The organism is Streptococcus sp. 2018WUSS126 (genome assembly GCF_044427425.1).
In the GTDB taxonomy this organism is placed as follows: Bacteria; Bacillota; Bacilli; order Lactobacillales; family Streptococcaceae; genus Streptococcus; species Streptococcus hashimotonensis.
Map to the genome: position 1 here is coordinate 83,366 of NZ_JAOTGB010000003.1, position 26,985 is coordinate 110,350.

Consider the following 26,985-nt stretch of genomic DNA (forward strand, 5'->3'; position numbering starts at 1 on the left):
GTATAATGAAAAGGATAACACAAAAGAAATGAGAATTTATGCTTAATTTTGGTATTGTTGGCACCTCAGACATCTCTCATCGTTTTATAGAGGCGGCCCATTTAAGTGGACATTATCAGCTACAGGCTGTTTTCTCCCGTAAACTAGAAACTGCTGCTGCCTTTTCAGAGCAGTATGAAGGAGTCGATTTATACACAGAATGGGTAAAATTTCTTTCTGCTCCCATTGATGTTGTCTATATTGCCAGTCCAAATGCCCTGCACTTTGAACAGGCAAAAGCGGTTCTAGCTGCTGGTAAACATGCTATTGTTGAGAAACCCATGGTTTCTACACCTCAGGAATTAGGACAATTGCGTCGCGTTGCCCAAGAAAATAATGTTTTCCTCTTTGAGGCTACTCGAAACTATCACGAGCAAGCTCAAACCATTATCCGTGAATTTTTGACGGATAAAACGATTTTAGGTGGTTCATTTGGGTATGCCAAGTATTCTTCTAAGATGCCTGAATTGTTGGCTGGGCAAATACCAAATATCTTTTCAACTGATTTTTCCGGTGGTGCTCTCATGGATCTAGGTGTCTATACGCTCTACGCCGCTATCGGTATTTTGGGAACTCCCAGAACGGCCCGCTATGTAGCGCAACAGCTACCTTCTAGTATTGACTTAAATGGTTCGGGACAACTCATTTATGACAACTATATCGTCCACATTCAGGCAGGAAAAAATATTACGAGCAATCTAGCAAGCGAAATCTATACAAATGATGGAACACTAACACTCAACGCATGTCAGCATATCAGCTCTGCTATTTTCACAAAACATGACGGAGAGCAAATTGTTTTACCAATCCAAGCGGCCCAGCACCCTATGCTCGAAGAAGCGCTAGAAATTGCACAGGCAATCAAGCAACAAAACCGCGAGCTTGTGGACCAGTGGTTGGCTGTGGCAGAAAGCGTCCATCAAACACTTTACACCATGCGTCAAGACGCAGGAATAATCTTTAAGGCGGATAACAATGAAATCTAAATTTCCCTCCAGCTGGACGGACCAGCTTACCCTACTTGGCTTTGAGGACTTTACTCCTATCCAAGTCCAGGCCTTTGAGCCTATTGCAAACGGCAAGTCCCTTCTAGCTATCAGCCCAACAGGCACAGGAAAAACCCTTGCCTACCTCTGGCCTAGCCTATTAGCCCTAACTCCTAAAAAAGCCCAACAATTGCTCATCCTCGCACCAAATACAGAGCTGGCTGGCCAAATATTTGAGGTTTGTAAGACTTGGTCGGAGACAATTGGGCTGACTGCTCAACTATTCTTATCTGGTTCCAGTCAAAAACGCCAGATTGAGCGACTAAAAAAAGGACCAGAAATCCTGATTGGAACACCTGGTCGTATTTTCGAGTTGATTAAATTGAAAAAAATCAAGATGATGAATATTAACACCATCATCCTAGATGAATTTGATCAGCTATTCTCCGATTCTCAATATCAGTTTGTCGAAAAGATTATCAACTACGTACCTCGTGACCACCAGTTAATCTACATGAGTGCAACAGCTAAATTTGACCGTCAAAAAATTGCTGAAGACATTGAAAGCATTGATTTATCTGAGCAGAAATTGGATAATATCCAGCATTGCTATATGATGGTAGATAAGCGTGAACGTTTGGAAACTCTACGTAAGTTTGCCAATATCCCTGATTTTCGTGCTCTTGCGTTTTTTAACAGCCTATCAGACCTTGGTGCAAGCGAAGATAAACTACTCTATAATGGTGTGAATGCAGTTTCATTGGCTTCGGATGTCAACGTAAAATTCCGCAAGGTCATCATCGAACGTTTCAAAAATCACGAACTCAATCTTCTACTTGCTACAGATATGGTCGCACGTGGTATTGATATTGATAACTTAGAATGTGTCCTCAACTTTGAAGTTCCTTTTGACCAAGAAGCCTACACTCATCGTTCTGGACGTACTGGACGCATGGGCAAGGAGGGACTTGTCATTACCCTAGTATCTAGTCCTAGCGAATTAAAACAATTGAAAAAGTATGCCTCCGTCCAAGAAGTCATTCTCAAAAATCAAGAGCTCTACAAAATATAATGAACAATATACAAAAGGCTTAGAACCAGTGTTTCTACTAACATGATTCTAAGCCTTTTATCATTCTTACCGGGCTGGACCAGATAATTCTTGTGAATAATAGATTAATTGAGGATTGAGAGGACTGGCGAGTAAGTCTGTTACAGTAACCATATTGTAGCCCTCACCTGTTAAGTATTGCAATACAGACTCGAGGCTATCAACTGTTGACTGATGAATATCATGCATTAGGATAATACTTCCTGGACAAGTCTGTTCTTTTATTTCTTTCAAAATGGCTTGGGGATTGCGACTCTTCCAATCTTTAGAATCGACCGACCAATAAATCGATGGAAGTCCCATCTGATTGACAACAGCCTGGTTAACCGAACCATACGGAGGGCGAACCATTGTTGGTACAATACCTGTAGCTTCAGCAATAGCTGCCTGTGTATCTTGAATTTCTCTCTGTACTTGCTCCCCAGAAATAGTGACTAGATTAGGATGATTCCACGTATGGTTAGCGATGACGTGCCCTTCCGCTACCATTCTACGGAGAATAGCTTCATTCCCAGCTACAGCCTTACCAACAACAAAGAAAGTTGCTTTGGCATTATATTTTTTCAGTAAATCTAAAACTACCGGTGTCGTATTCGGATTTGGTCCATCATCAAAGGTTAGAGCTACCTGTCTCAAATGTTTCTTATCCACAACTTGTGCAGCCATATACTCATCATAGCCAACCTTATCAGCATCTACTAGGTAATCACTCTTCACTACTGGGTACAAATCTGAAATTGGTAGAACCAACTGGTTGATGCCGTAACCATCTGGTAATTGTAAGGTTAATTGGCTGTCTCCATAACTAAAGGAGATAGCATTTAAGTCTAGTGTTTCAAACTTTTTGACAATCGCTTCTACATCAGTCTTTTCCATACCTTGAGCAAATAAGGCGTCTCTTAGATGATCAACAATAATACTTGCTGCAGAGGATAAATTAGGTAATAAATCTTCCAGGGTAAACAATTCATTGTCCTGCGTCAACAACACACGCTCAGACGGGAGTTTATCCTGCTTTTTAATTTGCAAGTTGTCTACTTTATAGTGCTCCGCTTGAATTTCACGAGCTGTTACATTTTTAAAATTCGTTTTTCCCTCTATTGACGAAACAAAGACCAGTTTTTGAATTTTTCCTGCTGGTTTTTTATGACCAAAGCGTCTTTGAACATAAGAAATCATTCGACTTTCTACAGGTCCTAAGACTTGACCTGCATCATCTGTAGGTAAGGCAGCCACAACATGGGTCGTATCAATATTTCCCTCTTGAATTTTGCCCTTGCCTTTAGCGAGGATGGTTTGTTGTTTTTCCTCGATAAACTGACTAACTTGTCTTTCTTGAAGTTCTGCAAATAACCATAAAGCCAAACTTACCATCATTCCGAGCAAGGCGATGTTGATTCCCAACCAAAAACTAACTTTTTTCATCTCCAACCTCCCATTCAAAACATATATAAACTATGCTAAATCATTTAAAAGCTCTTGTCAAGACAGTTCTATAAAAACTCATAAAAAGATTAGGTAATACTCTTCGAAAATCAAAATTATCCGTTGTCAACTTGCCTTGATGAACTCCAGTTCTATCTTCGGCTTCGTTTCCTAGGCTACTTTTGATTTTCATTGAGTATAAATAATTGATTTGCTTCCTAATGCTCTCCCTCCTGCCATTTTCTGATTTTTTTGAAAAGAAAAAGACTGCCTAGGCAATCTTTTCTAAATTAATCTGCACGAATAACTTCCACACGGTAGCCATCTGGATCTGTCACAAAATAATAACGACCTGGACTTCCTGGCAAGCCTTTTATATCTGTCGTTGGATAGCCCAATGCTTTGTGTTTCGCATTGTCCCCTTCTAAATCATCTGAAGAAAGAGCTAGATGCGAGAAACCGTCGCCTACGATATAGGGACCATGATTGTAGTTATAGGTCAATTCAATCTCAAAGTCATCTCCTTCAAGTGCTAAGTAAACCAAGGTAAACTTGTGCTCTGGATAATCCTTGCGACGGGTTTCCTTAAATCCAAATGCTTCTTCATAAAATTTTTGAGATGCTTCTAAGTTTTCAACACGCAAACATGCATGTAGCATTTTTTTACTTGCCATAATAAACTCCTCCTACCTTTTAATACCACCAGTATACCATATTCTCTATGAAAAATCCGATATTCAAAACTAAAAAAGCCTGAGCGAACTCAGGCCTTAAATGAATTATGCTTCCAAGTAGTACTCTTTCACAATATTCAAGTTTTCATCCAATTCGAATACAAGTGGTGGGAAGTTTGGAATTTCCACATCCATGATTTCGTCATCAGACAATTGTTTGATGTGTTTTACAAGGGCACGGATTGAGTTACCGTGTGCACCTACGAATACGTTTTTACCGTCTTTCAATGCTGGAGCAATTTTATCTTCCCAGAATGGAAGGGCACGCTCAAGCGTTACTTTCAAGTTTTCTGCATCTGGAATAACTGAATCATCAAGGTGTGCATAGCGACGGTCAGTGTGTGCTGAATGCTCATGATCTTTAGCCATTTCTGGTGGCAAAGTATCATAAGAACGACGCCAGATGTGAACTTGCTCATCACCAAATTCAGCAGCTGCTTCAGCTTTGTTCAAGCCAGTCAAACCACCGTAGTGACGTTCGTTCAAACGCCATGATTTTTCAACTGGTACCCACAATTGATCTGCAGCTTCAAGAGCCAAGTTTGTAGTCTTGATAGCACGTTTCAATACAGATGTGAAAGCAAGGTCAAATTCGATACCTGCTTCTTTGATCAATTTACCTGCATCGATTGCTTGTTGTGTACCTTTTTCAGACAAATCAACATCAGCCCAACCAGTGAAAAGGTTAGCTTTGTTCCATTCAGACTCACCATGGCGAGCAAAAACCAATTTTACCATTTATGGATTCTCCTTTAAATTTTGAGGTTCCCCTCTTATACTTCTCTATTTTACACGAAAAGATAAAAAAATGCCAGCCTTTCCACAATCTGTGTACGCTTTCATTACTCTTTCATGTAAATTCAGTCTCTAGACCTATCTTTCTTCTTAGAAAAAAGACAAAATAATGGTATAATAGTAAGGCTGAACACGACAGTTCAAAACGATACCACTATAGGAGTTATCATGAAAAAAGTAGCTATCGTGTCTGCCTATCGTTCTGCCATCGGCAGTTTCGGAGGTAGTCTGAAAGATATTGAAATCGCTGATTTAGGGGCGCAAGTCCTCGAAACAGCCTTAGCTAATAAAAACATCCCTGCAGATAGCGTTGATGAAGTTATCTTCGGAAATGTTCTTTCAGCAGGACAAGGACAAAATATTGCACGTCAAATTGCTATTCGTGCAGGCATTCCTCAGACAGCCTCTGCCTATGCAGTCAATAAAGTCTGTGGTTCTGGTCTCAAATCAGTCCTTCTTGCCACACAATCAATCCTTCTCGGTGACAATGATGTAGTTGTGGCTGGAGGCATTGAAATCATGAGCCAGGCACCTTATCTATCCAAAACTAGCCGGTTCGGTAGTAAATTAGGGCATATTAGTCTGGAAGATTCCATGTTAACAGATGGTTTGACAGATGCCTTCAACGACTATCACATGGGCATTACTGCAGAAAATGTTGCTGAACGCTATCAAGTCAGTCGCGCAGAGCAAGATGCTTTTGCACACAGTAGCCAAGAGAAGGCTGCAAAAGCTATTGCTGAGGGAAGATTTGTTGACGAAATTGTTCCTATTAGACTAAAAAATCGGAAAGGTGAAACTATTTTTGCCACAGATGAGTATCCTCGTCTGACGCCAATTGAAAAATTGGCAACACTCCGTCCAGCTTTCAAAAAAGATGGAACCGTCACCGCAGCCAATGCTTCTGGCATCAACGACGGCTGTGCTGTCTTGGTACTCATGTCTGATGAAAAAGCCAGTGAGCTAAATATCCAGCCACTCGCCTATATTGAGGCCTATGCAACAAGCGGTTTAGATCCTGCCTATATGGGGTTAAGTCCTATAACAGCTAGTCAAAAAGCCCTTGAAAAAATCGACAAATCCGTCGAAGATATTGACTTATTTGAACTCAACGAAGCTTTCGCAGCCCAATCAATTCCAGTTGTCAAACAACTCGGCATTAATCCTGCAAAAGTCAATGTCAATGGTGGTGCTATCGCCCTTGGACATCCAATCGGAGCTAGTGGTAGTCGAATCCTAGTCACTCTGATTCACGAATTAATCAAGCAAGAAAAAGAGCTTGGTCTTTGCTCACTTTGTATCGGAGGCGGTCAAGGTATCTCCCTAATCGTTTCCAATGCGCAAACAAGTTAACCTATCATTTGTACACAAAGGATATATTATGAACATCGGTATTGATAAAATCGGATTTGTGGCACCCGATTATGTTTTAGATTTGGCTGATTTAGCCCAAGCCCGCAATGTGGACCCAAATAAATTTAAGATTGGTCTTCTTCAGTCTGAAATGGCTGTAGCTCCTGTAACTCAAGATATTATCAGTCTTGGGGCAAAGGCTGCCGAAGCCATTCTGACAGAAGAAGATAAACAAACTATTGACATGGTTATTGTCGGTACAGAATCTAGCGTAGATCAAAGTAAGGCAGCTGCCGTCACCATTCATGGATTACTCGGTATTCAGCCCTTCGCTCGCTCCATCGAGATGAAGGAGGCTTGTTACGGTGCAACGGCTGGACTAAGTCTTGCCAAAAGCCATATCGCTCAATTCCCAGAATCAAAAGTCCTAGTCATTGCTAGTGATATTGCAAAGTATGGAGTCGCTTCTGGCGGTGAACCTACCCAAGGTGCTGGTGCAGTTGCCATGTTGGTAACCGCAAACCCACGAATTTTGGTCCTCAACAATGATAATGTCTGCCAGACACGTGACATCTACGACTTCTGGCGTCCTAACTACGACAAATATCCACGTGTTGATGGTAAATTTTCAACTGAACAGTACACCGATTGCTTGACAACAACTTTTGACTACTATCAACAAAAAACAGGCAAAACCCTCAACGATTTTGCTGCCATGTGCTTACACATTCCTTTCTCCAAGCAAGGTCTTAAAGGATTACAAGCTATCACTCAGGACGCAGAAACATTGGAACGTTTGACAGAGCGTTTCCAAGAAGCAATCGTCTATAATAAGGTTGTCGGCAACATCTACACTGGCTCTATCTTCCTCTCACTCCTTTCCCTTTTGGAAAATAGCAGAGCTTTAGAGACAGGGGATCAAATCCTCTTTTATAGCTATGGTAGCGGCGCTGTCTGTGAAATTTTCAGCGGTCAACTCGTTGAAGGTTATCGCGACCACTTACAAGAAAATCGTTTAGAACAACTCAATCAGCGTACAAAACTCAGCGTTAAGGAATACGAACAAGTCTTCTTTGAAGAAATTACCCTTGATGAAACTGGTTCATCCCTTGACCTACCAGAAGACCAAAGTCCCTTTGCCCTTATCAAAGTGGACAATCACAAACGTATCTATCGTAAATAGAAGCCAAAACGGCGCCCTTTGGCTCTCACCAAGGGGCGCTTTCCTATAGAAAGAGGAAACTATGTCAACTTTTTCCGGATTTTATAAAAAATCACGCCAAGAGCGCATTGATATTCTCCGTCAGAATCGTTCCCTATCCGAAGATAGCTTAGACGTTCTATACAAAGACGAAAACCTGCCAGAAGCAATTGCGGGAAAGATGGCAGAAAATCATCTAGGAACGTTTTCCTTACCTTTTTCTGTACTTCCAGAACTTCTAGTGGATGGACAAACTTATTCTGTACCGATGGTTACTGAAGAACCTTCTGTGGTTGCAGCTGCGTCTTTCGGAGCCAAAATCATCGCTAAATCTGGCGGTTTTACAACGACTATTCATAACCGTATCATGATTGGACAAGTTGCGCTCTACGATATTTCGGACCATAGCAGAGCGACACAGGCGATTCTTGACCAGAAGGAGAGTATTTTAGAAACTGCCAATCAAGCACACCCTTCCATTGTCAAACGAGGGGGCGGTGCAAGAGAATTGACTGTTGAGAGTAAGGATGAGTTTTTGATTGTCTATCTTCAAGTTGATGTACAAGAAGCCATGGGAGCCAATATCCTCAATAACATGTTAGAAGCTGTTAAGGATGATTTAGAAGAGCTCAGCAAGGGACAGGCTTTGATGGGAATCCTCTCCAACTATGCAACGGAGTCACTGGTCACCGCCCAATGCCGTATTGCTATCTCTAGTCTGGCTACCAGCTCTGCCATTGCTCAAGAAACTGCTCAAAAAATAGCCCTGGCAGGCAAACTGGCACAAGTGGACCCTTATCGTGCTGCGACACATAACAAAGGGATTTTTAATGGTATAGATGCTGTCGTTATCGCTACAGGAAATGACTGGCGGGCAGTCGAAGCCGGGGCCCATGCTTATGCCAGCCGTGATGGACAATACAATGGGCTTTCTACTTGGTCCATTGATGGCGAGTACTTGGTCGGCTCCATCACCCTACCTCTTCCGATTGCCTCCGTCGGTGGCTCTATCGGGCTCAATCCAAAGGTAGCAGTCGCTTTTGACCTTCTCCAACAACCAAAGGCACGCCAATTAGCTTCTATCATCGCTTCTGTCGGTCTCTGTCAGAACTTTGCTGCCCTGCGCGCTCTTGTTACTTCAGGGATTCAGGCTGGTCACATGAAGCTTCAGGCAAAATCCTTAGCGCTACTTGCTGGTGCCGAGGAGCATGAAGTAGACCAACTAGCCCAACTCCTGCGGAAAGAAAAGCACAGCAACCTAGAAACTGCTCAAAACTTATTAGCAAAAATGAGAGAACATTAAAAAGAGGGACTCCCTCTTTTTTAATTTATTATTTGCTCCATACGGAACTTTTGCGATTTCATTCCTTGGCGTTCATAAAAACAGACAGCTCCTGCATTGTCAGCCCATACATCCAAGGTAAGATTATGGCAACCCTGCTCCTTGGCATAGGAAAGAGCAAATTCATAAAGTTGCTCGCCAATTTTTTGACCACGCGCCGAATTGGCTACACACAAATCATCAATAAACAAGGTTTTAACTGGTTCTAAAACATCGCCTGTTGCGGTAGATAATTCACAAAAAAGATGCCCAACCACTTGTCCCTCTAGCTCAAATACAAAAATAGGCTTATCTGGATTTTCCAAAAGTGCTACTAATTCAGCCTCAGAAAATTTTTGACCTGCACTTTTAAAAATATCTGGTCGTGCCTGGTAATGCACCTGTAAAATATCTTGAAGCAATTCATTTAAAACTGGAATATCAGATTGTCTAGCTTTACGGATTGTCATAAAAAATCTTCCCTTTTTTATTTTTTCTATTATAACACATGTTTATTTTTTAACAAAATAGGTCTACAGACCGATGAAGAATCTGAAAATTCGAGTATACTATAGGTGTATCCTAAAATTTTTCATAAATCTCCTAAAAAATCAGCTGGCCAAGGCTGGTTTTTTTGTTGTCTTAAAACGAGAATGTGTACTGTAGAAAACTACTAATACTCTTCGAAAATCAAAATTATCCGTTGTCAAGAGCCTTGATGAGTGAAAAGCTCCAGTGGAGGTTTTCAGCCTGTTACCTTGAAATAAGAAAGTAACAGAGTTCTATCTTCGGCTTCGTTTCCTAGGCTACTGTTGATTTTCATTGAGTATAAAGCTTCTCCCTCTTTGACGCAAAATGTTTTTGCTTCATTTCCAACCTCCCAGAGTCACTTCCCTGACTCTTTGACGCAAAATGTTTTTGCTTCATTTCCAACCTCCCAGAGTCACTTCCCTGACTCTGGGAGCCCCAAAACACAGAAAAAGCCCGTCTAACAAGCTAGAAAACTTGATATGACGGGCTTTTTTCACGTTATTCCTCACTCTTTTATTTCTAGGCGAGGGATAAAACAGTCTATCCCCAGTTTTGCTCTCCCATTTTCAAGCAAAAGATAAAAAGGTCCACTGGACCTTTTTATTATTTTACAGCGTCTTTAAGAGCTTTACCAGCTTTGAATGCTGGAACTTTTGAAGCTGCGATTTCGATTTCTTTACCAGTTTGTGGGTTGCGACCTTTGCGTGCTGAACGCTCACGAACTTCAAAGTTACCGAAACCGATCAATTGTACTTTTTCACCAGCTGCAAGGTAGTCTGCTACTGCTCCGAATACTGCATCAACAGCTGCTGCTGAGTCTTTTTTAGTCAATGAAGTTGCTTCTGCAACTTTTGCAATCAAATCTTGTTTATTAGCCATTTGCTAAGTCCTCCAATAATTTTCTGAGTTATTACTCACTTCTATATAGTACCGAATTTTAGGCGTTTGGTCAAGTTTTTAATGCTATTTTACTGTCTTTTTCTGTAGATATCAACAATGAATTGGTCGTTGTACAAATCAATCGTATTCGCCTTTCCATACAGACCAAATTTGTTCTTCAGTTCTGTCAGTTGAACCTGTACTTGCGCTTGTTCTGAGTCTATTTTTACAAAGGCAGGTAGTTTATAATTTTTTTGTAAATAGGCTAATACCTCTGCTTTCGGCAAGGATAAACTTCCAGCTGATATTTCTATTATCCGTAACAAAATACTGCCATCTTCCATTTTGCTAGGTTGAAAATAAATATAGAGTGGGATAGTCACACCAAAAATCTGATAGCTGCCTTCAAAAACAACTTGCTGACTCGTTACGAATAATTGATAGGAAAACTCTTCCGTCTGATAATCTTTTAGATAGTTAGTGAGGGTTTGGTTGAGCTGTTCCCTATTAGTGGAGAAGGTTCCAACCTTGGTATCTTCTGTACTAGTCTGAACGAGCTTTGTTAAATCCTCTCTATCTGTTTGAATCCGTGTATAGAGGACTATTCCGCAACCAATCAACAAAGCCAACTGGGCTAAAAATAGCCATTTCCAAATATTAAGGTTCCCAGCTTTCCGTGGTCTCATTCATTCTCTCCAATATCGCTTTTTTCATAATCTCATATCCAGTATTATTGGGATGGAAACTGTCTTCCTCATACAGTAAATTATTGGTAATTTGGCTACCATTTTGACTAATACCAGCCTCCCCTTCCAATCCTTTATAGAGCAAATCATTGATCGGAACAAAATAGACATGTTGATATTTTTCAGTTATCTGTTCTGTCATAGTATTCCAATTATCAACAATTGTCTGCATCTCTGTCAATTCAGGAAAATTGAGGTAGAGTGGATTGTAAATCCCGACAACATAGATGGGAAGATTTGGATTATTCTTACGCGCTGTCTTAATAATTGTATCCAATCGTTTTCCGTAATCTTTTGCGGGCTTATCAAAAGTTGAAACTTTGAGATTGGCAATGTTTTTAATAATAGCCTTGCGCAAATCGTTGCCACCAACTGTCAGAGTTAACAGATCTGCTGTTTTTAAGTAGCTTATCAGCTCTCCATCTTCCTTCATTCGCTTAAGAATCTGATTACTGGTATTTCCAGAAACTCCGAAATTTTTATAATCTACTTCATAACCATAATCGTTAGTTAGAGATTGAGCCAACAAGGGAACAAAGCCCCCCTGTCCAGTTGTATCTCCAACACCTTCTGTCAAAGAATCACCAAGTGCCACATATCGAAAACTGATTTTTTCTGATACGGTAAGCTCTTGTCTGGAGATGCGTGATGAGGCAACAGGAATGAGTTGATGAAATAGAAAAATCGACCCTAAAATTGCCAGAAAAAAGAAAACAAAGCCTTGAATCAACTTCCTGTTATTCATAACGAATCAAAATAGCCCAGGCATCCTCACCGGTATGAGTTTGAATAATGGAGCCTGTCTCTAAGACAGAAATTTCTTTTGAGACGTACTCTTGTAATTGACTCTTCATTTCATTTGCAAAATCTGCCGTTCCTGAATAGGAAATGCCAATCTCAGCTACTTTTTTATCTGCTAGAGTTGCCGTGAACTCTTCCAGCCATTTTTTAAAGGTCTTATTGCCTCGTCCCTTGACAATCGGAGTCAGCTGATGGTCTTTCATTTCCATGATGACACGGATATTGAGTAGGCTACTCAACATCCCTTGAACACGTCCAATACGACCACCCTTGACTAGATTTTCTAGGGTTGATACACCAATGTATAATTCCGTTTTTTCTCTGACTGCTTCAATAGCTGCAAGGATCTCTTCTTTGCTGGCACCAGCTTGTGCCATGCGTGCTGCTTCTACAACTTGGAATTTTTCAGCCTGATCTGTAAAGCTTGAATCAAGTATTGTCACCTCAGCACCAGAAAGGGTTGCTCCTTGTCTAGCAGCTTCTACTGTCCCTGACAAGGCATGCGACAAGAGAATGGCAATAATCTGACTGCCGTCTTTAGCCAATTCAGCAAAAGTTTCCGCAAAGAGTCCTACTGGGGGCTGACTTGTTTTTGGCAAGTTTTTTGACCCACGCATGAGCTCCAAGAATTCTCCTTCTTTTAAATCGTTGTCAGAGTATACGACTCCGTCAACCATTACAGATAATGGAACAACTGTTATATTCAATTCTTCGACCAAACTGGGTTCGATAGTCGTACTTGAATCCGTAACAATCTTAATCTTTGACATATTTCATCCTACAATTCTCTTCAATTTTGCCATCTATTATAACAAATTTTGACCAAAAAATAAACTTTGGACATAAGCAAAAAGGCTAGTCGCCTAACCTTTTTCTACTAATTCTTTTGCTTGATTACGGGCTGCATCTGTGATTTTGTCACCGGCTAACATCTTGGCAATTTCCTCAATACGCTCTTCTTTGGTCAAGAGACGGACACGAGAAACGGTCGAATGTTCGTCGGATATTTTCTCAATAAAGAACTGATAATCTGCAATAGCAATGACTTGTGGTAGATGAGAAATCGCCAATACTTGCCCATATTGTCCGATTTTATAAATTTTCTGGGCAATTGCCTGGGCCACACGTCCAGACACCCCTGTATCCACCTCATCAAAGACAATGGAAGTTTTACCTTCTTTACGGGCAAAGGCTGACTTAATGGCCAACATCAACCGAGACAGTTCTCCTCCAGAAGCCACCTTAACCAGAGGCTTGAAGTCTTCACCTGGGTTGGTGGAGATGTAAAATTCTACTGTTTCATTTCCTTCTCGATTAAATTTTCCTTTAATAAATCGAACTTGGAAACGAGCTTTCTCCATATACAAGTCTTGCAATTCTTGGCGAATAATATCTTCTAAAACAACAGCCAATTCATGGCGTGATTCGCTGAGCTGACCTGCTCGTTCAACCAATTCTTTCTCTAAGTTCTTAAGCTGAACTTCCAAATCATCACCAGATAAATCATTGCCTGTCAATAGATTGTATTCTTCACTGATTTTACTAAAATAGTCCAAAACATCATCGACAGTTCCACCATATTTCTTCGTAATGGTATTGAGCAAATCCAGACGACTTTCCAATTGCAAGAGACGATTGCCGTCAAAATCTAGATTATCGACCACATCGCTGAGACGCTTGGTCACATCTTCAACGACATAATAAGCTTCTGTCAGGCTAGAAGAGAGCTGTTTGTAGTCTGAATCAAATTCTTCCAGACTTTGCAAGTCACTCATAGCTGAGCGTAGGTTGTTCAAGCTTGAAAAATCTTCATTGTCTAACAGTGCATAGGCATTGGTCAGTGTATCTGCAATTTGTTTGTGGTTGAGCAGTTTATCGCGTTCCTGATTGAGTTGAATATCTTCACCAGACTTCAAATCCGCTGCTTCGATTTCAGCAATTTGGTATTCCAACATCTCAATCCGCGCCTTGTGTTCTTGCTCATTTTTTTGCTTTTCAAGAACTCGTTTGCGAAGACTACGATAGGCATCAAAGGTTGTCTGATAACGGTCTTTAAGACTCCAAAATTCATCTTCTCCGAAACTGTCCAAAAGACGGATATGGTGCTGGGATTTCATCAATTCTTCCTGGTCATGTTGACCATGAATATCTACTAAATATTGCCCAATCTGTTTCAAGACAGATAAATTGACCATTTGTCCATTGACACGGCTGACCGAACGGCCATTTTGTAGGATTTCACGGCGGATAATGAGTTCGTCAGCTACTTCAATCCCCTGTTCAAGCAAAATCTGCTCGAGAGCTCTGCTATTTTCAAAGGAAAAAAGCCCTTCAATCTCAGCCTTGGCGGCCCCGTGTCTGATAACATCTGTCGTCGCACGCGCCCCTAACATCAGGTTCATGGCATCAATGATAATGGATTTACCTGCACCTGTTTCACCAGATAGGATGGTCATCCCGTTTTCAAAATTCAGTGATACCTGCTCAATAATGGCGAAGTTTTTAATGGACACTTCTAGTAACATGGCTACCACCCTCTAACCGTCTGTTCGATTTGCGAAATAATACCTTCGTTTGTAACAATGAGCAGAATACTGTCATCATCAGCAATCACTGAAAAAACATGTTCTTGAAATTGTTCCAAAATCTGGCGTTTTACCACAGCAGAACTTCCGGGTACCAGACGGAGATTAATCATTTTATCCATCACTGAGACTTCAAAAACATTCTGCGATTTTACCTTAACAAGACCTGCCTTTGGTAAACCGTAAATATATCCCTTATCCGCTGATGGAACCTTAATAATGCCAAGTTCCTTGATATCACGTGAAACCGTTGCTTGTGTCGCATTGACACCCATTGCTTCTAGACGTTCAACAATTTCTTCCTGTGTATCAATAGGAAATCGGACTACCAAATCTTTAATGACTTCTAATCGTTCTCGTTTATTCATCCTTTTTAAATTCCTCATGTGCTTGATAGACTGTAGTTGTTATGACCTCTTTATCAATCTGGTTTGGTTGTGTTGATTTTTCTAAGTGCGCTAAAAATTCGATATTGCCATGACCGCCTTGAACAGGGGAAAAGCCAAGGGCTTTGACTGAGAAGCCTGTTTCCACGGCCATTTTTGTCACTTCTTCCAATACTTTCAAGTGAACGGATTTATCTTTGACAATGCCATTTTTCCCAATCTGTTCACGTCCAGCTTCGAATTGGGGTTTGACAAGGGCAACAACCTGGCCGCCCTCCGCTAAAATACGATGGAGTGCTGGTAAAATCAGACTCAATGAGATAAAGCTGACGTCAATGGACGCAAAACTTGGTTGACCAAGTTCGAAATCTCCCAACTCAGCATAGCGGAAATTGTACTGTTCCATGCTGATCACACGCTCATCCTGACGTAATTTCCAAGCGAGTTGATTGGTCCCTACATCCACAGCATAGACCTGCTTGGCACCAGCCTGCAACATAACATCCGTAAATCCACCTGTTGATGCCCCAATATCAATCGTTGTTTGCCCCTCAACTGATAATTGGAAAACCTGTAAGGCTTTCTCCAATTTGAGACCACCACGGCTGACATACTTGAGTTTTTCTCCCTTGAGTTTGAGTTCAATTCCCTCATCAATTTTCTCGCCGGGTTTGTCATAGCGTTCGCCATTGATGACCGACACAACCAGTCCCGCCATAACACCGCGCTTGGCCTGCTCCCGCGTCTCGAAAAGCCCCTGTTTATAAGCTAGTACATCTACTCTTTCCTTAGCCATTGATTCGTAAACTTTCTATGATTTCTTTGATTTTTTCTGTTGAAAATGGGACTTGTTTAGCCACTTGATCTAGCTCGTTGATTGCTTGATTCAAGCTATCTTCTAGAAAGACTTTTGAGGCCTCCAAGCCCATCAGAGCAGGGTAGGTAGACTTCTCTGCCATTACATCTTTTTGGGGAGTTTTTCCGATTTCCTCAAAAGTGGCTGTCACATCCAAAATATCATCCCGAACTTGAAAGGCTAGACCAACTAATTGACCTGCTTGTCGCAAATGGTTGATTACCGCATTCGATTGTCCTGCAATCAAACCTGCTGCTACAAAGGGAAAGGTCAATAATTTCCCTGTCTTATTGGCATGAATGGCTTGTAATTGCTCTAAGGTCAAATCCTTCCCTTCGCCTGCCATATCCAATACTTGACCAGCAACCATTCCAAAGGTCCCAGATGCCTGGGAAAGCTCTCTCACGAGAGCAAGGATGGTCTCAGCTAGTAAATCAACTTGGGCTAGGAAACCAAATGGATCTAGAAAGAGACTGTCCCCTGCTAAAATAGCTGTTGCTTCATCGTAAACCTTGTGGTTGGTCAAGCGACCACGACGGTAATCATCATTATCCATAGCAGGCAGGTCATCGTGAATCAAACTTCCCGTATGGATCAGCTCGACACAGGCTGCCACTTGGTAATGAGCTTGTTTTAATTCCACTCCAAAGGACTCTAAGATGGTCAATAAAAGCAAGGGACGGATTCGTTTCCCGCCAGCCTGTAGCGAATAAAGAACCGATTGGTTGAGGCGTTCTGCTACCTGAGGTTGGTAAAAGTCTGCCATGGCTTCCTCAAGTCGCTGCAATTTACTGGCAACCATTAGTCCATCTCCGCTTCACTGCCATCCGCCTGCATGACCTTGACCAAGGTCTTTTCAGCTTCTGCTAGTGTCTTTTGTAGGTCTTTCGATAGGACCATTCCTTTTTGAAACTCGGCAAGTGCTTCTTCCAAAGCCACATCGCCTCGCTCCAATTTGGTTACGATTCCTTCTAATTCAGCTAAGTTTTCTTCAAATGTTTTCGTCTGTTTGGACATGTTTTACCTCCACATCAAGTTGACCATCCTTCATCTGGATGGTTAGGTTTTCACCCATCTGTACATTTTCTACACTATCAATCACCCGACCATCTTGACGAATCATGGCGTAGCCACGGGCCACGATGCGACTGGTATCCAGCATAGTCAAGGCCTCAATCAGCTTATCCGCCTTGGCCATCTTATTATCATAGATATTGGCCATGTTGCTCTTCAAGAGTCGTTCCTGCTGGACAATTCTCTCTTGGAAACTCTCTACTTTACGACCTGGATGCACACCTTGTAATCGTTGCTGTAGTAGAAGACTAGCCTGTTTCTGCTGGCTGTAGAGTTCTTTCATCCGTGTCTGCAATTGATTGGTCAAGCGGTCTAATTTTTGTAAATAACCATCATACAGGCGTTCAGGCTGGCGGAACATGACTGACTGGCTAATTTTTTCAAGCTGACCTCTCAGGAATTTCAAACGATTTGTCATGGCCTGATAGGCTCTATTTTCCTGCTGATTGAGGTAGCCCAGTAAGTCTGCCTTGGTCACAGGTGTGGCTAATTCTGCGGCAGCTGTTGGGGTAGCAGCTCGTTTATCTGCTACAAAATCAGCCAAGGTTGTATCGGTTTCATGCCCAACACTTGAGATAATAGGAATTCTGGATTCAAAAATTGCCCGAACCACAATTTCCTCATTGAATGCCCAAAGGTCTTCGATAGAACCACCACCACGACCGACGATGAGAACATCTAAGTCATCCCGTTCATTGGCTCTTTGAATATTGGCAACAACCTCCTGAGCAGCACCATCTCCTTGCACCTTGGTCGGATAGAGAATAATTTCTACCCCTGGAAAACGTCGGCTAACGGTTGTAATAATATCCTGAATAACAGCTCCACTCGGACTGGTAATGACACCGATTTTCTTGGTAAACCGAGGGAGGGTCTGTTTGAATTCTTCTTTAAATAAACCTTCCTGGGTCAGAGCTTGTTTGAGCTGTTCAAACTTGATAGCCAAGGCTCCAATACCATCTGGCTCAGCTTTTTCAATGACAATGGAATAAGAACCATTTGGTTCATAGAGCTGAATGCGCCCGATGACATTGATTTTCATTCCCTCTTCAAGCTCAAAGCCCAGATTCTTATAGACGCCTGCCCACATGGTCGCTTGGATGACCGCCTTGTCATCCTTGAGCGAAAAATATTGATGGCTAGGGCGTTTACGGAAGTTGGACACTTGACCTGTCAAATACACCTTTTCCAAATACGGATCGCGGTCAAACTTTAATTTTAAATACTTAGTTAGATGACTAACCGATAAATATTCAACCATGTCCACTCCTTCTATATTGTATCCCTACTATTATACCAAATTTTGCACTTTTATACAGAACTAGGCCTATTATTTCCGATAGCTTTCCTGTGTTTTTTTCAACAATTTGCTATATAATAGTTTGTAAGAATATAAGAACTTGGATTCACAGTCTAATGCGTAAAAACACTTTACTTGTGAATACGGGTTCTAAGAATCATTATACAGATTCTAAGGAGATTTATATGAAAATTGATGATTTACGAAAAAGTTCTAATATTGAGGACCGCAGGGGACAATCCAGTTCTAACTCATCTTTCTCGTCTGGTTCATCTGGCGGGAATGTCCTATTGGGACTACTCTTTTCACGACTTGGTTGGAAAGGAAAACTACTTGTTCTTGTCCTTTTATTAGCCTTCGGAGGCATGTCAAATCTTGGCGGGCTGCTTTCCCCATCAACAGGGACTAATCCTTACCAATCGAGTCAAGTCACAACGACTGGTACAGATGTGTCTGATGCAGATGCTGAATTCATGAGTAAGGTTTTAGGATCGACAGAAGATTTTTGGGCCCAAGAATTTAAAGCCAATGGTTTAACCTACAATGCACCGACTATGGTTTTCTATACTAACCAGACCCAAACCGGATGTGGAGTTGGTTCCGCCCAAGCCGGTCCATTCTATTGCTCTGCTGACCGCAAGATTTATATTGATACTTCTTTCTACCAAGAATTATCTAGCAAGTATAAGGCTGCTGGTGACTTTGCCATGGCTTATGTCATCGCTCATGAAGTTGGTCACCATGTTCAAAATGAATTAGAAGTTCTTGGGGCTTACCATCAAAAACGGGCTCAACTATCCGATAAGGAAGGCAATGCGCTAAATGTTCGCCTAGAATTGCAAGCTGACTATTATGCAGGAGCCTGGGCCAAATATGTTGATGGACAAGGCATCTTGGATGCTGGTGATATTGACGAAGCTATGAATGCTGCCCATGCAGTTGGTGACGATACTCTTCAACAGGAAGCCTACGGCCGTACCGTTCCAGACAGTTTTACCCACGGTACTTCTGAGCAAAGGAAAAAATGGTTTAATCTCGGTTATACCTATGGTGACCTTGCTCACGCCGATACATTCTCCGTAGAGAAACCGTAAACATCCATAGCCTCTCGTAGCAATAAAGAAACTCTTGCAACATACACTTTTGCAAGAGTTTCTTTATAATATACAACTGACAGAAGCCAATTTATACATATGGTACCACTTTTAAATATGAAAACTGAATCATGTAAACTTACTCATCAACTCTAATTAGAGCGGTATCCTAGTTTCAAACAATATCACTATTATTATTTAGCAAACTTTAATTACTTCCAGTTATCTCTGATGCAGACTGCACAGTTCCGTTTGGAATAATCACTGTTTTCAACAAGTTATTTTCCTCGTGAATACGTCTGTATAAGATAACCATGTAGACTGAGAATAAGATGAGAAAACTATATGTTGCATGACACAATAAAGCTAAACCGATTAATTCTGGTATAATATTTAGGAAATAGTTAGGATGCTTTACAACACGAAACAACCAATGATCAACAAAACGGTGATCCTTTACCAACATGAGCTTAACTGTCCAAATATCACCTAACAATCGTGTTACCCAAAATAACATTCCCATTGAAAACAGCAAGAATAGCAAACCTAAGCTACTAAGCGTATCAAACTTGGTGTGTCGCACTACTGCTTCAACCAAACATGATAAATAAAATAGAATATGTACAACTGTTAATAATTTAGTATTTTGAACACCAAATTCTGAACCGCCGTTTTTCAAAATCCGTTTTTCGTTTTTAATTGAAATCTTCAAAAAATAGATTCTTACTAAAAAAATACAAATAACCAAAAAAACAATCATAAATCCCTCCTGTGTTTTAACAGATTTTATCAAACACATTCATTATACAAAGTTAGACTGTCGCCATTCTATGCCTCTCCTGTTTTTTTCCTATTTTCCATTTGAGACTACAACAAAAGAGACCTGTTTTCAAAAATGGATGAAATCATGTCTCTTTTATAGTCTTTTAGTTTACTTTTAGTACTCGCTCCAAAGGTTTGGGGAACCTTTGGAGGTTGGAGATAGGGCGAAGCAAGTTCGCTTCAATAGCTGCAGACAGCTTGTACAGTCGAGTGACTATGCAAGGTTGGAGATAGCACTTGCGGAGCAAGTCACCCCTGCAGAGTACAGCAAAGCGAATTCAAACAATCCAGTGGAGTGTTTGAAGTTGGAAATAAGGAAACGGAGTTTCCTCTTACGTCGAAGTAATAAAAGAAAAACTAAATGTCTATATTATAATTTTACCTATATCAATTCATTACTATTCGCTGTAATTTGTGATTGCAAATGAATCATAAAACGCATAGTTTGTGTATCAGAAGCATAAAAAGTGTACGGAAAGCCGTGTTTTTCTAATATTTTCTGTACAATAAACAAACCAATCCCTGTGCCACCATCTTTCTTATCACGGCTGTAGTCTGGTCGATAGAATGGACGAAAGACTTGATCCAATTCCTCGTCACTTAAAACACGTTCAACCTGATTTTCGATTATTAATTGATTTTGGCGCAGTATTACACGAATAATAGCTTCTTTACATGAGTACCGAAAGGCATTATCTAAAATATTCTTAATAGCTTTTAAAAAATAAACAGGATTTCCTTCAATGAGAACCGGTGATAGTTCTACTTCAAATTGATAGCCCTTAACCTCTGCCAAACTCTGATAACTTGTTAAAGAGGAATCAATCAACTGATCTAATCGGATTTGTTCTCTGCTTTCCTTTAAAGCCATATCAAGATTTGTCGCTTCTAAAATAGAATGAACTAGCTCAGATTGCTCCTGCAAGATTTCCTTGCATTTTTTTAAATATGTATCATGGTCCTTAAATGGCCCCACATTATAAATCATGCCTTCGACTAACCCCAACATACTAGCTATTGGAGTTTTTAATTCGTGTGATGTGATGCGGAGGAAATCAGACTTCTCTTTCTCACGTGCCATAGCACGTTCATTTTCCGTTCTTAATTCATCGATACTTGACAATAACTTGCTATACAGGCTGTTAATATCCTGAGCCAATGCTGTTATTTCATCTGTTCCTACAACAGCACAACTGATTCCGGATTCTAACGATTGCATCCGTCTTGTTGTTTCTGAAATTCTTGCTATTCTACGAGTGGACAGCCTACTGTAAACAAAAGCTACCGAAACTGCCAGAACAATAATCAACAGCAATATGAATGGATAAAAAGTTACCAATGTTTGACTGACATCAGATAACGAGTGGAATCCATAATTAAATAACAGATAATATGTAACTCCTTCTGCAGATGTTATCTCGGCTCCCCAAGAGCCAATTTCATCAAAATCCCCATTTTCTAAATACTCGTTCTCATGCTTTTTAGCCATTTCATCATTGGGGTCTGGATAAATAATTTCTCTATCACTCGAAAAAAGACTAATAATAATATTCGGAGTTTTTCTGTCGAAATCATCAATCTCAGATATAATCTTAGCTTCTGGCATCCCATCCAATTGTTTAGCCACAGTCATATAATCGTGTCTCAATTCCTGTTTCTTAACTTGATTATAATATATAGGCATGGCATAATACAATAACCCTAACAATGTTACAGAGATGATAGAAATCATCACAGCAACAACTATGAAATTTTTTCTAGCAATCCCCATATCAAGTATCCTCTATTTGATAACCACGACCAACTACTGTCTTCAAAGGAAGTGACGGCAATTTTTTACGTATATTCTTGATATGATTATCTAAGACACGACTATCCAATTCCGTATATCCCCATATTCCCATCATCAAGTTATCACGACTAACAATTTTCCCACGTCGTTTAGCTAAATATAGTAAAACTTCATATTCTTTTTTCGTCAATTGAACTTCTTCTTCTTCCATATAAACTGCCCCGCTAGTTGGTTGAATAAGAATTGTTCCTATCTCAATGCTATCTGTATCTCCTTTTCCTCTCAAAATATTCTCAATCCGTTTTACCAATATAGTTGGTGAAAATGGTTTAACAACATAATCACTTATAATCTGATTAAAACTAATAAGCTGTGTATATTCGTCACCCATGGCTGTCAGCATCAAAATTGGAATCTGAGAAGTTTTGCGAATTTCCTTCAGTACTTCCAAACCTGTCATAGACGGAATCATGATATCTAAAACAATTAAATCGAATTGTTCTTCTTGAAACCTTTCTAAAGCAACCTTTCCATCAAAAACAGATTCTACCTGATAACCATGTTCTTTTAAAAACTCACAAACAACTTGACTAATAACTATGTCATCCTCGACAACCAAGATCCTTGACATTTTTATACCTCCTCGTAAAGTTCTATTATAAAATATTATTATACTTCAATTATATACCGATTCGTACAATGGTGCAACTCTATCATAGATAAATAGAGCACCATGTTCTGCTATTTCAGCTTTCTTTTGACTTCTTTTGTTTAAAACAGATAAAAAACAGATGAAACCAAGGACATATATAGATTGGTTTGATAAACTGAACTAAACAAAAACGAAAGGAGCTATCCCATTATGTGGAGTCCAAAAAAATTAACCGTATTAAAATGGTTTGATATTCTCATTCTAACAATTATTTTATTTGGAGATGGAATCATCAACTCTACTCTCCAATACATAGCCTTACAAAATCAAACTACAACTCTTCAAGAAAATTTGACATTTTCACCAATGGATAATTATAAGGCTTTGGCTCTACAGTTAGTTTGGCTCACAATAGCCATCTTCTATCTATTACTCCGAAATTTTGATTTCTCAATTTGGAAAAAACATATTTTTATTACTCCTTGGGTTCCATTACAAGCTGTGGCTTTATTCATTTTTTCTGCATTATGCTTGGATATCTATCATCTAGTATCCTATCAGTTTCTAGCTTCCAACACTCCATCCATGTTTCAACTATTTCCTAACATTGATTTATCACTGATTTTGTACTCATTGTTGAACGGATTTTATGAAGAAATTTTCTTCCTTAACCTGTGCTTACTGGTTAACCCTAAATATGCAAAATGGGCATTTTTATATTCATTAATTATTCGATGCAGTTTCCATACCTATCAAGGTTTAATTAGTGCACTCGGTTTAGGCTTAATTCTAGGAACTATTTTCTATCTACTTTATCAAAAAATAAAACCTAAAAATTTATTACCATTTTTCCTAGCACATGCTGTGGCTGATGTTATCGGTTTAACTATTCTATCATATATTCTATACTAGTTATCTAACAGATAATTTGAACACAAGCTATCCTCATATCACTAAAGACTGAGTGGATCCCTACTAGTCATGACCACCCGTGAAAACGGGTGGTTTATTTTGTGTAATTTAGAGAAAAGGGTGCCAAAAAACGCATAAAATCATGTTGCTAAGAACGTTGATTTTATGCGTTTTACTATATGACCTATCTCAATATTTTTATTGAAATTTATGTTTATGCCCAACTATACTTCTCAGAATCAATGTCCATATCTCATCTCAGCCTAGTATAGATTGACAGATTTATTCTACATTCCCAGTTCAGCCTCTGCAGCTATTGCGAATGGCTCATTTTATATTCAATCTCCAAAGATTTCCTAAAACTTGGATCTGTACGGAGGGTAAAACAATTCAATCACTATTATAGGCATAATCTCTACTCTATTAACCATATGTATATACAAGTAGAAATTACACGACCAACATTTACTTCGATTCTTGCTTACGTTTTGTACGATAAAGTACCTGAGCTCCTACAAGAAGAGAGAGGGCAGTTAACGTATAGATTGGAGAATCAGCTTGTCCAGTAGATGGAAGGGTACGTGATTTCTCGTTTGAACGATTCACACTAGATACTTTCTCCATATTTTCAGAAAGACGTGATTTCTGATTCATAGCAAGCTCTACCTGATTTGCCACCGTTTCGGCATTCACTTTATCTTTGATAGTAGAAATTGGAGCAGAGTTATCCGAATCTTTAATAGTCTTAGAAGAATCTGGAGTATCACTATTTTCTGCTTTACCAATCTCTTCAGTTGACTCTGGTTTCATTGGGCGAGACAAATCTGGGGTATCCATTACTTTTGGAATATCCAATTTTTGTGTACCTGCTGAACTGTCTGTATCTTCGATAGGCTTAGGTGATTCTGGTTTAACACTGTTTTCTGTTTTACCAATTTCTTCAGTTGAATCTGGCTTCATTGGAAGAGTGGGATTTGGAATAATAATATTGTCCGTTGCTTTCGGAATTGTTGAGTCTGGTTTATTTGCTGAATCATCGATTGTTTTTTCGATAGGCTTAGGTGATTCTGTCTCAACATTAATTTCCGTTTTTTCGGTCTCTTCAGGTGTTTCTGGCTTCATTGGAAGAGTGGAATTTGGAATAATAATATTGTCCGTTGTTTTCGGAGTTGTTGAGTCTGGTTTATTTGCTGAATCATCGGTTGAGTTTTCGATAGACTTAGGTGATTCTGTCTCAACATTATTACCTGGTTTTCCGGTCTCTTTAGGTAACTCTGGTTGCATTGGAAGAGTTGAGTCTGGAACATTTGGTTCTGTCTGTTTAGGTATTTCAGGTGTCACCATAGGTGTCATATTTTCTACTTTTGATATACCTGTTGACTTGTCTACCACCTTATCTGTATCTTTTGGCTCACTAGAAACAGGAACCAAAACTTTCTTAGTTTCATGGTTAAGAGTTATTTTGGAAGAATACTTTTTCTCTTTGTTTTTATCATTAATGGTATGACTAATTTCTGTACTTACAAGTTTTTGAGAGTTTCTGTTTTTCTTACCTTTATATTTTAACTGATAAGTTAAAGAAATTGGTTTGTTAGTTTGATAAGCCTCGATTAAATCAGCTTTATTAAGATCCAAGGTAATAGTTGTTTTCGAGCTAGAAAACAATGATGTGAGCCAAAAAGAAGAAGGAGAAGGAGTTGTAAGCTTTGCTTTCGGATGACTTAATTCTCCTATAATTTCAGCGTCATTTTCTATAGTATCTACCAATGTCACTTTAGTCAATACATCTTTAAATTTTTCTGCAACATTCTCGTCAATATTTAAAAACTCGCCCTTATCCCCAGACATTTTTTTCAAGTAGTCATCAAATTTATTCTTTTGTTCATCATTCTTTGTCACATCAACAGCGTAGAAATGAATCCCTTTCTCAGTAGCAATCTTTGCTTCTGCCTGAGCAGAGAGGTTATGATTGTAAAAGACATTTTTTCGACCGTAGAAAATGTAATCAACGAGGGAATTTGCAAACAAATCAATTGCTTTTTCAGAGGTATTTGTCAAACCAAGCTTTTTACCGATGTAACTGAGAGTATTCGTAGGTAACTTAGCCTTATCTAATTCTGTTTTTAAATTGTGCTTTATTTTTTGAACAATTTGATCTCTAAATGTCAACGGCTCTAGCTTACGCTCATAAAAGCTACGGAAATGGTAGCCTTCACCAATTTGTTTATCATAATTGAAGTTCTTTTCTCCTAACTTCGAACTATCTACATCAGCTAAATCAATATAGTCTAACGGATTTTTTACAAATGCTCCAAGAATTTTAGTTAATCCTGCTACAGTAGATACCCCATCTAAAGCCTTATTGAAACGGGTAATACCAATCTTATCCAAGAAGTTTATTAAACTCTGTGCATCATCCAACAAGTTTGCTCTGCGGACAGTCACATCAAATGTAAATGGCCAAGGCAATAGAGGGTTAGTATGCACCACTTTATCTTCATTGATTGTCTTATACTTAGTTTCTGTTTTCGCAGCATCCGTCAAATCATAACTAAATGTAGACTCCCCTTGTGACAGAAGTACAATATGTTTGCGTTTCCCTGATTTCTCGCTTTCTAAAATGCGACGTGCTTCGTGGATTGCTCCCTGCATATCTACGCCCCAATTGTAATTTTGTTCAGCATTGGAAAAGAGGTTATCTATTGTATCTTTCACATTGGTCTTATTAACTTCTTTAGATTCAGACAACTTGCGATTAAAACCGATTACACGCACAGAGTTACGAGAATTATGATCATTGGTTGGGTCAGTCATCTTTTCGACAAGCTTTATAATGTTATCTTTAGCTGTTTTTTTAGCCTCTTCATCCATTTTTTTAGATGTATCCACCAAGACAACTATTTCTGCACCCTTATCAATTTCTTTCGGCACAATTTGAGTTGTTACTGTGACAACTCCATCTTGCCCTACTTCTGCTGTTCGAGAAACTGTAAAAAGCTCTTTAGGAGTTTTATCCACTGTACTAGATACTGTTTCATTTGGTTTTTCAACATTAGTAGAATAGTCATCTACTTCCTTCTCCACATACTGAACGGCTGGTTCTTCTTTTTCTGTTGCTTTTCCTTCAGAAGAACTAGTGTTTTCAGCAACTTGCCCCGTTGGCTCTGAAGCGTTTTCATTCGTTAATGCCTCAGGAGAAGCAGATTCTGCATTCGATTTTGGTAAGTCCGAAGTAGAAGAGGACTCAGCCACCTCTCCTTCCTTGTTTTCATTATCTTGGACAACTTTAGAGTCTTCAACGACGGCAGTAGCCATAATCGGAGAAGTGCTATCTGTCTCCGCAGTTTTTTCCAAAGTAGGTGTTTCTGCATATACTGTCACAGTATTTTGGGGATAGAGCGCTCCCGATAAAGCTACCCCCGCTCCCAGCGAAACAAGTCCAATTGATAGCTTCCGCAAAGTGAATTTTGGATGATTCATTATGATTCCTTCTCCTTGTTCTCTATAAATTTAGAATGTATTTTCGCCCTTCTTTAGGTATTTTCAAAAAAGGAAGTATGGATGTCAATGGTAAATAACTTTAGTATCAT

General features: G+C 39.7%; 25 protein-coding genes. 7 read left to right on the forward strand and 18 right to left on the reverse strand.

The features are described 5' to 3' along the window. Positions 1-38 precede the first annotated feature (38 nt). A complete protein-coding gene (locus tag ODU34_RS02155; RefSeq protein ID WP_136647253.1) occupies positions 39-1,025 on the forward strand; it encodes a Gfo/Idh/MocA family protein in 987 nt (328 codons plus the stop codon). Next, positions 1,015-2,097: a DEAD/DEAH box helicase gene (locus tag ODU34_RS02160; RefSeq protein WP_029186541.1), complete on the forward strand. Its 1,083-nt coding sequence runs from the start codon at positions 1,015-1,017 to the stop codon at positions 2,095-2,097. Before ODU34_RS02155 ends, ODU34_RS02160 begins: the two co-directional genes overlap by 11 nt. Positions 2,098-2,163: 66 nt before the next feature. Here ODU34_RS02160 and ODU34_RS02165 read toward each other — a convergent pair whose 3' ends face one another. The 3 genes from ODU34_RS02165 to ODU34_RS02175 form a co-directional block, all read right to left on the reverse strand. Beyond that, positions 2,164-3,561 carry a polysaccharide deacetylase family protein gene (locus ODU34_RS02165; protein ID WP_105179374.1) on the reverse strand — a complete coding sequence of 466 codons (1,398 nt, stop codon included), beginning with the start codon at positions 3,559-3,561 and terminating at the stop codon, positions 2,164-2,166. A 290-nt stretch (positions 3,562-3,851) separates the two neighbouring features. Then, a complete protein-coding gene (locus ODU34_RS02170) occupies positions 3,852-4,235 on the reverse strand; it encodes a VOC family protein (protein ID WP_105179375.1) in 384 nt (127 codons plus the stop codon). A gap of 105 nt (positions 4,236-4,340) precedes the next feature. Next, positions 4,341-5,033, reverse strand: a complete 693-nt coding sequence (locus tag ODU34_RS02175; protein WP_002936226.1) for a phosphoglycerate mutase — start codon at positions 5,031-5,033, stop codon at positions 4,341-4,343. Positions 5,034-5,258: 225 nt separating this feature from the next. Between ODU34_RS02175 and ODU34_RS02180 the strand changes: the two genes are divergently transcribed. The 3 genes from ODU34_RS02180 (at position 5,259) to ODU34_RS02190 (ending at position 8,947) form a co-directional block, all read left to right on the forward strand. After that, positions 5,259-6,443 (forward strand): acetyl-CoA C-acetyltransferase, encoded by a 1,185-nt coding sequence (locus ODU34_RS02180; protein WP_105179376.1) that lies wholly within the window; start codon positions 5,259-5,261, stop codon positions 6,441-6,443. Between the two features lie 28 nt (positions 6,444-6,471). Further along, positions 6,472-7,626 (forward strand): hydroxymethylglutaryl-CoA synthase, encoded by a 1,155-nt coding sequence (locus ODU34_RS02185; RefSeq protein ID WP_105179377.1) that lies wholly within the window; start codon positions 6,472-6,474, stop codon positions 7,624-7,626. Between the two features lie 61 nt (positions 7,627-7,687). Beyond that, a complete protein-coding gene (locus ODU34_RS02190) occupies positions 7,688-8,947 on the forward strand; it encodes a hydroxymethylglutaryl-CoA reductase, degradative (protein WP_105179378.1) in 1,260 nt (419 codons plus the stop codon). A gap of 20 nt (positions 8,948-8,967) precedes the next feature. Here the strand turns inward: ODU34_RS02190 and ODU34_RS02195 are convergent, their stop codons facing one another. From ODU34_RS02195 to xseA, 11 genes are all read right to left on the reverse strand, one after another. Further along, the gene (locus tag ODU34_RS02195) at positions 8,968-9,435 is read right to left on the reverse strand and encodes a GNAT family N-acetyltransferase (RefSeq protein WP_105179379.1); all 468 of its coding nucleotides are present in this window, start codon (positions 9,433-9,435) and stop codon (positions 8,968-8,970) included. Between the two features lie 664 nt (positions 9,436-10,099). Then, the gene (locus ODU34_RS02200; protein ID WP_024385016.1) at positions 10,100-10,375 is read right to left on the reverse strand and encodes an HU family DNA-binding protein; all 276 of its coding nucleotides are present in this window, start codon (positions 10,373-10,375) and stop codon (positions 10,100-10,102) included. Between the two features lie 89 nt (positions 10,376-10,464). Continuing rightward, the gene (locus tag ODU34_RS02205) at positions 10,465-11,061 is read right to left on the reverse strand and encodes a YpmS family protein (protein ID WP_024406376.1); all 597 of its coding nucleotides are present in this window, start codon (positions 11,059-11,061) and stop codon (positions 10,465-10,467) included. Next, positions 11,033-11,866: an SGNH/GDSL hydrolase family protein gene (locus tag ODU34_RS02210; protein ID WP_398578340.1), complete on the reverse strand. Its 834-nt coding sequence runs from the start codon at positions 11,864-11,866 to the stop codon at positions 11,033-11,035. Before ODU34_RS02210 ends, ODU34_RS02205 begins: the two co-directional genes overlap by 29 nt. Continuing rightward, complete coding sequence (locus ODU34_RS02215) at positions 11,859-12,692, reverse strand: DegV family protein (protein WP_398578341.1); 834 nt, start codon at positions 12,690-12,692, stop codon at positions 11,859-11,861. Before ODU34_RS02215 ends, ODU34_RS02210 begins: the two co-directional genes overlap by 8 nt. 93 nt (positions 12,693-12,785) lie before the next feature. Next, positions 12,786-14,447, reverse strand: coding sequence for a DNA repair protein RecN (gene recN, locus ODU34_RS02220; protein ID WP_398578342.1), 1,662 nt, complete (start codon positions 14,445-14,447; stop codon positions 12,786-12,788). A gap of 2 nt (positions 14,448-14,449) precedes the next feature. Beyond that, on the reverse strand, positions 14,450-14,875 hold the full coding sequence (locus tag ODU34_RS02225) for an arginine repressor (protein WP_002936261.1): 426 nt from the start codon (positions 14,873-14,875) through the stop codon (positions 14,450-14,452). Then, the gene (locus ODU34_RS02230) at positions 14,868-15,689 is read right to left on the reverse strand and encodes a TlyA family RNA methyltransferase (protein WP_398578343.1); all 822 of its coding nucleotides are present in this window, start codon (positions 15,687-15,689) and stop codon (positions 14,868-14,870) included. Before ODU34_RS02230 ends, ODU34_RS02225 begins: the two co-directional genes overlap by 8 nt. After that, complete coding sequence (locus ODU34_RS02235) at positions 15,682-16,551, reverse strand: polyprenyl synthetase family protein (RefSeq protein WP_398578344.1); 870 nt, start codon at positions 16,549-16,551, stop codon at positions 15,682-15,684. The genes ODU34_RS02230 and ODU34_RS02235 overlap by 8 nt, the downstream gene beginning before the upstream one ends. Then, on the reverse strand, positions 16,551-16,766 hold the full coding sequence (locus tag ODU34_RS02240; protein WP_002936269.1) for an exodeoxyribonuclease VII small subunit: 216 nt from the start codon (positions 16,764-16,766) through the stop codon (positions 16,551-16,553). Before ODU34_RS02240 ends, ODU34_RS02235 begins: the two co-directional genes overlap by 1 nt. Continuing rightward, a complete protein-coding gene (gene xseA / locus ODU34_RS02245) occupies positions 16,741-18,084 on the reverse strand; it encodes an exodeoxyribonuclease VII large subunit (RefSeq protein ID WP_398578345.1) in 1,344 nt (447 codons plus the stop codon). The genes ODU34_RS02240 and xseA overlap by 26 nt, the downstream gene beginning before the upstream one ends. 224 nt (positions 18,085-18,308) lie before the next feature. On the opposite strand from xseA, the gene ODU34_RS02250 reads away from it, so the two are divergent. Beyond that, positions 18,309-19,217, forward strand: a complete 909-nt coding sequence (locus tag ODU34_RS02250; protein ID WP_105139541.1) for a neutral zinc metallopeptidase — start codon at positions 18,309-18,311, stop codon at positions 19,215-19,217. Between the two features lie 208 nt (positions 19,218-19,425). On the opposite strand, the gene ODU34_RS02255 is transcribed toward ODU34_RS02250, so the two are convergent. From ODU34_RS02255 to ODU34_RS02265, 3 genes are all read right to left on the reverse strand, one after another. Next, complete coding sequence (locus tag ODU34_RS02255; protein WP_398578346.1) at positions 19,426-19,977, reverse strand: isoprenylcysteine carboxyl methyltransferase family protein; 552 nt, start codon at positions 19,975-19,977, stop codon at positions 19,426-19,428. A 444-nt stretch (positions 19,978-20,421) separates the two neighbouring features. Next, positions 20,422-21,810, reverse strand: a complete 1,389-nt coding sequence (locus tag ODU34_RS02260; RefSeq protein ID WP_105153457.1) for a HAMP domain-containing sensor histidine kinase — start codon at positions 21,808-21,810, stop codon at positions 20,422-20,424. A gap of 1 nt (position 21,811) precedes the next feature. Continuing rightward, on the reverse strand, positions 21,812-22,462 hold the full coding sequence (locus ODU34_RS02265) for a response regulator transcription factor (protein ID WP_023371212.1): 651 nt from the start codon (positions 22,460-22,462) through the stop codon (positions 21,812-21,814). A gap of 231 nt (positions 22,463-22,693) precedes the next feature. Between ODU34_RS02265 and ODU34_RS02270 the strand changes: the two genes are divergently transcribed. Next, on the forward strand, positions 22,694-23,395 hold the full coding sequence (locus ODU34_RS02270; RefSeq protein WP_024382375.1) for a CPBP family intramembrane glutamic endopeptidase: 702 nt from the start codon (positions 22,694-22,696) through the stop codon (positions 23,393-23,395). A gap of 465 nt (positions 23,396-23,860) precedes the next feature. Here ODU34_RS02270 and ODU34_RS02275 read toward each other — a convergent pair whose 3' ends face one another. Continuing rightward, the gene (locus tag ODU34_RS02275; RefSeq protein ID WP_398578347.1) at positions 23,861-26,875 is read right to left on the reverse strand and encodes a serum opacification factor; all 3,015 of its coding nucleotides are present in this window, start codon (positions 26,873-26,875) and stop codon (positions 23,861-23,863) included. Positions 26,876-26,985 lie beyond the last annotated feature (110 nt).